This window comes from Vibrio sp. 10N.261.54.A5 (genome assembly GCF_041471145.1).
GTDB classification, from domain to species: Bacteria; Pseudomonadota; Gammaproteobacteria; order Enterobacterales; family Vibrionaceae; genus Vibrio; species Vibrio crassostreae_C.
In genome coordinates this window covers 34,587-41,593 of record NZ_JBFRNU010000012.1, presented here as the reverse complement: position 1 = coordinate 41,593, position 7,007 = coordinate 34,587, and the positions used below count along the sequence as shown (strand labels likewise).

At 44.6% G+C, this 7,007-nt stretch carries 4 protein-coding genes and 5 tRNA genes; all 9 read right to left on the bottom strand.

What is annotated here, in order from left to right:
• Nucleotides 1-91 precede the first annotated feature (91 nt).
• Nucleotides 92-168, bottom strand: a tRNA-Arg gene (locus AB4329_RS03595).
• Between the two features lie 67 nt (nucleotides 169-235).
• A tRNA-Arg gene (locus AB4329_RS03590) sits at nucleotides 236-312 on the bottom strand.
• A gap of 89 nt (nucleotides 313-401) precedes the next feature.
• A tRNA-Ser gene (locus AB4329_RS03585) sits at nucleotides 402-494 on the bottom strand.
• 44 nt (nucleotides 495-538) lie between these two features.
• Nucleotides 539-615: transfer RNA gene (locus AB4329_RS03580), tRNA-Arg, on the bottom strand.
• A gap of 43 nt (nucleotides 616-658) precedes the next feature.
• Nucleotides 659-751: transfer RNA gene (locus tag AB4329_RS03575), tRNA-Ser, on the bottom strand.
• A 474-nt stretch (nucleotides 752-1,225) separates the two neighbouring features.
• Nucleotides 1,226-1,423: a carbon storage regulator CsrA gene (csrA, locus tag AB4329_RS03570; RefSeq protein WP_004415691.1), complete on the bottom strand. Its 198-nt coding sequence runs from the start codon at nucleotides 1,421-1,423 to the stop codon at nucleotides 1,226-1,228.
• 92 nt (nucleotides 1,424-1,515) lie between these two features.
• Nucleotides 1,516-2,697 (bottom strand): aspartate kinase, encoded by a 1,182-nt coding sequence (locus tag AB4329_RS03565; protein ID WP_081090215.1) that lies wholly within the window; start codon nucleotides 2,695-2,697, stop codon nucleotides 1,516-1,518.
• A gap of 220 nt (nucleotides 2,698-2,917) precedes the next feature.
• Nucleotides 2,918-5,500 carry an alanine--tRNA ligase gene (gene alaS, locus AB4329_RS03560; RefSeq protein ID WP_017063223.1) on the bottom strand — a complete coding sequence of 861 codons (2,583 nt, stop codon included), beginning with the start codon at nucleotides 5,498-5,500 and terminating at the stop codon, nucleotides 2,918-2,920.
• A gap of 332 nt (nucleotides 5,501-5,832) precedes the next feature.
• Nucleotides 5,833-6,873, bottom strand: a complete 1,041-nt coding sequence (gene recA, locus AB4329_RS03555; protein ID WP_017056586.1) for a recombinase RecA — start codon at nucleotides 6,871-6,873, stop codon at nucleotides 5,833-5,835.
• Between the last annotated feature and the right edge of the window lie 134 nt (nucleotides 6,874-7,007).

The following is a 7,007-nucleotide window of genomic DNA, read 5'->3' as shown; positions in this document are numbered from 1 at the left end:
GCTAAGGACGCACGGTTTTTGATATTAATTCTCGACGAACGATTTATCAATATCAGGATTCACATTCTTATAAGAACTAAACCCTAAATAGTGGCGCGCTCTGGAGGATTCGAACCTCCGACCGCCTGGTTCGTAGCCAGGTACTCTATCCAGCTGAGCTAAGAGCGCACGGTTTTAGTATCAACTTAGTCAATACAAGGACTTTCATTCTTAAAAGAAATAAACCCTTAAATAGTGGCGCGTCCTGGAGGATTCGAACCTCCGACCGCCTGGTTCGTAGCCAGGTACTCTATCCAGCTGAGCTAAGGACGCACGGTGTTCATTCATTAAGAATGAAGTTGTGAAATATATCACATTCTTCTTGCTACGAAGAAAAAAAAAGGCCATCGGCCTGTAATGAATGGCGGTGAGGGAGGGATTCGAACCCTCGATGCAGCTACAAACCACATACTCCCTTAGCAGGGGAGCGCCTTCGGCCACTCGGCCACCTCACCTAATTCATTATTCTCAAATCACTTACAAGTAAGAGAAGAGAGAATGGCGCGTCCTGGAGGATTCGAACCTCCGACCGCCTGGTTCGTAGCCAGGTACTCTATCCAGCTGAGCTAAGGACGCACATTTACATTGTCTAAATTGCTAATTTTAGACTCGCAAGAAATGGCGGTGAGGGAGGGATTCGAACCCTCGATGCAGCTACAAACCACATACTCCCTTAGCAGGGGAGCGCCTTCGGCCTCTCGGCCACCTCACCGTCTTGCGGAGGCACATATTACGTTTTACCGAAAATATGTCAAACACTTTATTGAAAAAAATTGGACAAAAACACTCAACCGTTTGCTATTTAATCAAAGCGCTTGCAAATTGAACTTATAAGATTCAAATCGCGCTTTTTCCCTTAAAAATTAAGGTGAAAGATTGGCAATAATAAACAGCCGAAAACAATTATCTAATTTCTCCAGCAGCAAGTGCTACCGCTGATGGCACAATACTACGGGATGCGTATTTTCGCCATAGGGGAAGCGAATAAATCTTGAGTTTTGCCAAACAAAATACAGAGCAACAGTTCTGTTCAACCTTGTCTGTATCTCGCAGCATCACAAAGCATTCACTTCACCACTTTGAGACCGATCCGTTATCCAACCCATCTATGTCCCAATCAGTGTTTCGGTTCCCCAAGATCAAAAAAGGCTAGCAACAATGCTAGCCTCTTCTCTACGCAAAAGTATTAGTAGTTGCCAGATGCAACGTTACCATTACCTTTTTCAGCTTGAATGCGCATGTAGATCTCTTCACGGTGAACAGATACTTCTTTAGGTGCGTTAACACCGATACGTACTTGGTTACCTTTAACGCCTAGTACAGTAACTGTTACTTCATCACCAATCATCAGTGTTTCGCCAACGCGGCGAGTCAAAATTAGCATTCTTTGCTCCTTGAGTAATCTCTAAATTTATCTAGCTACGAGAGTATTATCCAACAAAAGTTATATTTTCGTAAACTATCGATTGAGTTTATTTAACCAAAATGCACTTCTTTTTTAGGATAACCCTGTGTTTCACGCGCTACGATGTATGCATTGTGTAATATGTTAGCAGCCATATCGACTTGCGTTGGTGATATCACCAAAGTTAAAGACTGCTGCTGCAATAAGTGATGCTGTACATCAATTTCGCCTTCAGACAACAATCCATGTGAACTGACCACAATTTCTTGTGTTCGGCTTCCTACCACAGTTAACAAACTAACCTGTTCACTATTACGGATTTTCTCAGCAAAAACTAGTTTTAATTTGGCACTTATGTCTTGTTTAATAATGAGTGCTGCCCGTTCTGTTTCCTCGATCACACTACAGACTTCGATCCCCAACAGTTGGCAATGTGAAATGAAAGACGGTAAATCTTCATTCAAACACTCGATACGCACCATATCTCTTTGGATGGCGATGCCAGCAATATCATTCAAACACTGATTACCCGCGATCAATGTGCCCTCGCCTTGTTCAAAGCTTGAAAGCACTCGCAATGGCACGTTGTGCTGCCATGCATACTGAACACAAGGAAGGTGCAATACCTTAGCGCCTCGGCGAGCCATCTCTTCCATAGAAGGAAAGTCTAAAGTATCTAATTTCTGAGATTGTTTTACGACTCTAGGGTCACAAGAGTAAACACCATCTACATCAGTATAGATCTGGCATTCTTTCGCCTGCAAGGCACCTGCAAGCGCGACCGCTGTAGTATCTGAACCACCGCGGCCTAATGTCGTGATATCACCTTTCGCATTGAATCCTTGAAAGCCTGCAACAATAACAATCTGGTTGTCATCTAGCAGAGCTTGAATCGGAGCAGTATCAATACGCTCAATCGCTGCATTATTATGATTAGAATCCGTGTGTATCTTGGCTTGATAGCCAGTCATCGATGTCGCTTCATAACCTAACTTGTGTAACGTCATTGCTAACAAGGCCATGGAAACTTGCTCGCCAGCCGTTAACAACACATCCAGTTCTCTAGCGTTTGGTACGCTATCAACTTGCGTGGCTAAATTAACTAACCGATTTGTTTCACCAGACATAGCAGAAACGACAACCACGATCTGGTTCCCTTCATTTTTCGCTTCAATGATTTTTTCTGCTACATGATGGATTCGTTCAATTGAACCCACCGACGTTCCACCAAATTTCTGCACGATAAGAGGCATTTTCACCCGTCCTCACCTTCCCAAGACCAATGTCTATATATGACAAAAAAACACATACTCCGCGTCAGGGCGAAGCAATAAAAAATTAACCAAGGAGTCTAACGCCACCATTAGACTTCTTGGTTAATCTCAATCAAACCTTGTTTAAACACACTTCCAATAGGCAAAATAAAAGATGCCCAATCAACTGATTGGGCATCTTTGTATCAATTACTTAAGCTTAAAGACGCTCTTCTAGCCAAGTACGCACAGATTTAAGCGCTTCTGGCAGTGCTGCAACGTCTGTACCGCCCGCTTGAGCCATATCTGGACGACCGCCGCCTTTACCGCCAACTTGCTCAGCAACCATCTTGACGAGATCACCCGCTTTTACTTTGCCGATTAGGTCTTTGGTTACACCAGCAATCAAGCCAACTTTACCGTCTGCTACGTTCGCGATTAGGATGATGCCGCTACCTACTTGGTTTTTAGCGTTATCAACCATAGTACGTAGGTTCTTGTTGTCTGCGCCTTCAATTGCAGCAACCAAAACTTTAGTACCAGAGATGTCTTCTACTTTGCCCATGATGTTTGCGCTTTCTGCAGCAGCCATCTTTTCTTTAAGCAGTTGGATTTCTTTCTCTAGCGATTTCGCTTTCTTAGCTGACTCAGCCAGTTTCTCTTCGTAAGCGTTAGCTTGAGCTTCTACTGCATCTAGTGCAGCTTCACCTGTTACCGCTTCAATACGACGAATACCCGCAGCAATACCACCTTCAGAAGTGATCTTGAATAGGCCGATATCACCTGTGTTTGAAGCGTGGATACCACCACAAAGTTCAGTAGAGAAGTCGCCCATAGATAGAACGCGAACTTCATCATCGTACTTCTCGCCAAACAGTGCCATTGCACCTTTTTCTTTCGCTGACTCGATGTCCATGATGTTCGTTTCAATCACATGGTTCTTACGAACTTGTGCGTTAACTAGACGCTCTACTTCTTTAATCTGTGCTGGTGTTACCGCTTCAAGGTTAGAGAAGTCAAAACGTAGGTTGTCTGGCTTAACTAAAGAACCTTTCTGAGCAACGTGCTCACCTAGCACTTCGCGCAATGCAGAGTGAAGTAAGTGAGTGGCAGAGTGGTTTAGTGAGATAGCAGCTCGACGCTCAGCGTCAACCGTTGCTTCTACTTTATCGCCCTTAGCAAATACACCTTCAACTAGCTCACCGTGGTGCGCAAATGCGTTACCTAGCTTCTGAGTGTCTTGTACTTTGAAAAGACCCGACGCTGTTTTTAGTGTACCAGCATCACCACATTGACCGCCTGACTCAGCGTAGAATGGTGTCTCTTCAAGGATGATGATTGCTTTGTCGCCAGCCGATAGTGAAGCAACCTCTTCGCCGTCAACGAATAGCGCAGAGATTTCACCAGCACCTTCAGTTGCTGTGTAACCACAGAACTCAGTGTTGGTGTCTACTTTGATTGTCGCGTTGTAATCCGTGCCGAATTGGCCTGCTTCACGTGCACGCTTACGCTGTGCTTCCATCGCCTTCTCAAAGCCTTCTTCATCGATAGTAAAATCGCGTTCGCGAGCTACATCGTTAGTAAGGTCAGCTGGGAAGCCGTATGTATCGTAAAGTTTGAAAACTGTTTCGCCGTCAAGCTCTTTGCCTTCAAGTGCATCTAGTGCGTCATTAAGAATAACCATGCCGCGCTCTAGCGTACGACCAAAGTTCTCTTCCTCAATGCGAAGTACTTTTTCAACCAGCTCTTGCTGTTTCTTAAGTTCATCTGCCGCAGAGCCCATCACTTCAGCCAGTACGCCCACAAGTTTGTGGAAGAACACGCCTTGTGCGCCAAGCTTGTTACCGTGACGAACTGCACGACGGATGATACGACGTAGAACGTAGCCACGACCTTCGTTTGAAGGCATAACACCGTCAGCAATTAGGAATGAACAAGAACGGATGTGGTCAGCAATAACGCGTAGCGATTGGTTAGATAGATCGTCATGACCAACAACTTCCGCAGTCGCTTTGATTAGCTTTTGGAATACATCAATTTCGTAGTTAGAGTGAACGCCCTGCATGATTGCAGAAATACGCTCAATACCCATACCTGTATCTACAGCAGGCTTAGGTAGCGGTTCCATTGTGCCGTCAGCGTGACGGTTGAACTGCATGAATACGTTGTTCCAGATCTCGATGAAACGGTCACCATCTTCTTCAGGTGTACCAGGACGGCCGCCCCAGATGTGCTCACCGTGATCGTAGAAGATTTCAGTACATGGACCACAAGGACCTGTGTCACCCATCGTCCAGAAGTTATCAGACTCGAACTGTTTACCGCCTTCTTTGTCGCCAATGCGAACGATACGGTCAGCAGGAACACCTACTTTCTTGTTCCAGATATCGAATGCTTCATCATCTGTCTCGTATACCGTTACCAGTAGACGATCTTTTGGCAGTTGAAGAGTTTCAGTCAGGAATTCCCAAGCAAATCCAATCGCTTCTTCTTTGAAGTAGTCGCCAAAGCTGAAGTTGCCTAGCATTTCGAAGAACGTGTGGTGACGAGCCGTGAAACCTACGTTTTCAAGGTCATTGTGTTTACCACCCGCACGTACACAACGCTGAGCCGTAGTTGCTCGAGTGTAGGCACGCTTTTCGGCGCCTAAGAAGCAATCTTTGAATTGGTTCATACCTGCGTTAGTGAATAGCAGGGTTGGATCGTTATGTGGAACTAACGATGAACTGTCTACGATTTGGTGTTCTTTGCTCTCAAAGAACTTAAGGAACGCGTTGCGAACCTCATCAGTGCTCATGTACATGCAGCTCTTCCTGAAAATAGTCGAGTTAGAATTTTGCCGTATTGTAGATCATGGTTAAGGCTTCGACTAGTTTTCTTGTAGAAAAGACACCCTTGGGCAGGATTTTAGTGGGAATTCGATAAAATGAAGAATATTCCACTATATCTTGCCGTGGAAAAGCAGAACTAAATTGACGACCTAGTACCGAAGAAACTCAGTCAACGAGAGAGATTTGACCAAAGACATGCTCGACGGAGCAGATCCAATAAAAAAGCCCCGCATAAAATATGCGAGGCTTTAAATTCTTTCAAAGCGGATGCTTCTTTCAAACATCCACTCTATAAAACGTGAGCTTATAGCTCTTCGTTTTCTTCTTCTTTCTCTACGTCTTTCTCTTCAAGAACAGCAGGAGTCAGTAGTAACTCACGAAGTTTAGTATCGATCTCTAGAGCAACTTCTGGGTTTTCACGTAGGTATTTACCAGCGTTAGCTTTACCTTGGCCGATCTTATCGCCTTTGTAGCTGTACCAAGCGCCTGCTTTTTCTACTAGCTTATTCTTAACACCTAAGTCGATAAGCTCACCTTCGCGGTTGAAGCCTTTACCGTAAAGGATTTGAGTCTCAGCTTGTTTGAATGGTGCAGCAATCTTGTTCTTAACGACCTTGATACGAGTTTCGTTACCAACAACTTCATCACCATCTTTAATCGCACCAGTACGGCGAATATCAAGACGAACAGATGCGTAGAACTTAAGTGCGTTACCACCTGTTGTTGTTTCTGGGTTACCGAACATCACACCAATTTTCATACGAATTTGGTTAATGAAGATAGCCATACAGTTAGACTGCTTAAGGTTACCCGTCAGCTTACGCATTGCTTGAGAAAGCATACGAGCCTGAAGACCCATGTGGCTGTCGCCCATTTCGCCTTCGATTTCTGCTTTTGGTGTTAGGGCTGCTACTGAGTCAATAACAAGAACGTCGATTGCACCTGAACGAGCCAGTGCATCACAGATTTCCAGCGCTTGCTCACCAGTATCTGGTTGAGAAACAAGAAGTGCATCGATATCAACACCAAGCTTTTGAGCGTAGATAGGGTCTAGTGCGTGCTCCGCATCAACGAATGCACACGTCTTTCCCACTTTCTGTGCTGCAGCAATAAGCTCAAGCGTTAGCGTTGTTTTACCTGATGATTCTGGACCGTAAACTTCTACGATACGTCCCATCGGTAGGCCACCAGCACCTAGTGCGATATCTAGAGATAGAGAACCTGTAGAAATAGTTTCTACGTCCATTGTGCGGTTATCACCAAGACGCATGATAGAACCTTTACCAAATTGCTTTTCAATCTGACCAAGGGCTGCGGCTAACGCTTTTTGTTTATTCTCGTCCATTTCTATCTCCACATAATCGGTTGTCTCAACAAGCGATCTAGAATCTATTTCTAACCCACATAGGGGTGACTAATTGGCTTTCATTATACTGTTGATTCATACAGTGTCTATACCTGTATGAAAATAATTTGTAC

What these genes read in the sequence shown, in the direction of transcription:
- csrA (WP_004415691.1), bottom strand. Translation starts at nt 1,423, where the DNA reads ATGCTAATTTTGACTCGCCGCGTTGGCGAAACACTGATGATTGGTGAT.
- AB4329_RS03565 (WP_081090215.1), bottom strand. Translation starts at nt 2,697, where the DNA reads ATGCCTCTTATCGTGCAGAAATTTGGTGGAACGTCGGTGGGTTCAATT.
- alaS (WP_017063223.1), bottom strand. Translation starts at nt 5,500, where the DNA reads ATGTACATGAGCACTGATGAGGTTCGCAACGCGTTCCTTAAGTTCTTT.
- recA (WP_017056586.1), bottom strand. Translation starts at nt 6,873, where the DNA reads ATGGACGAGAATAAACAAAAAGCGTTAGCCGCAGCCCTTGGTCAGATT.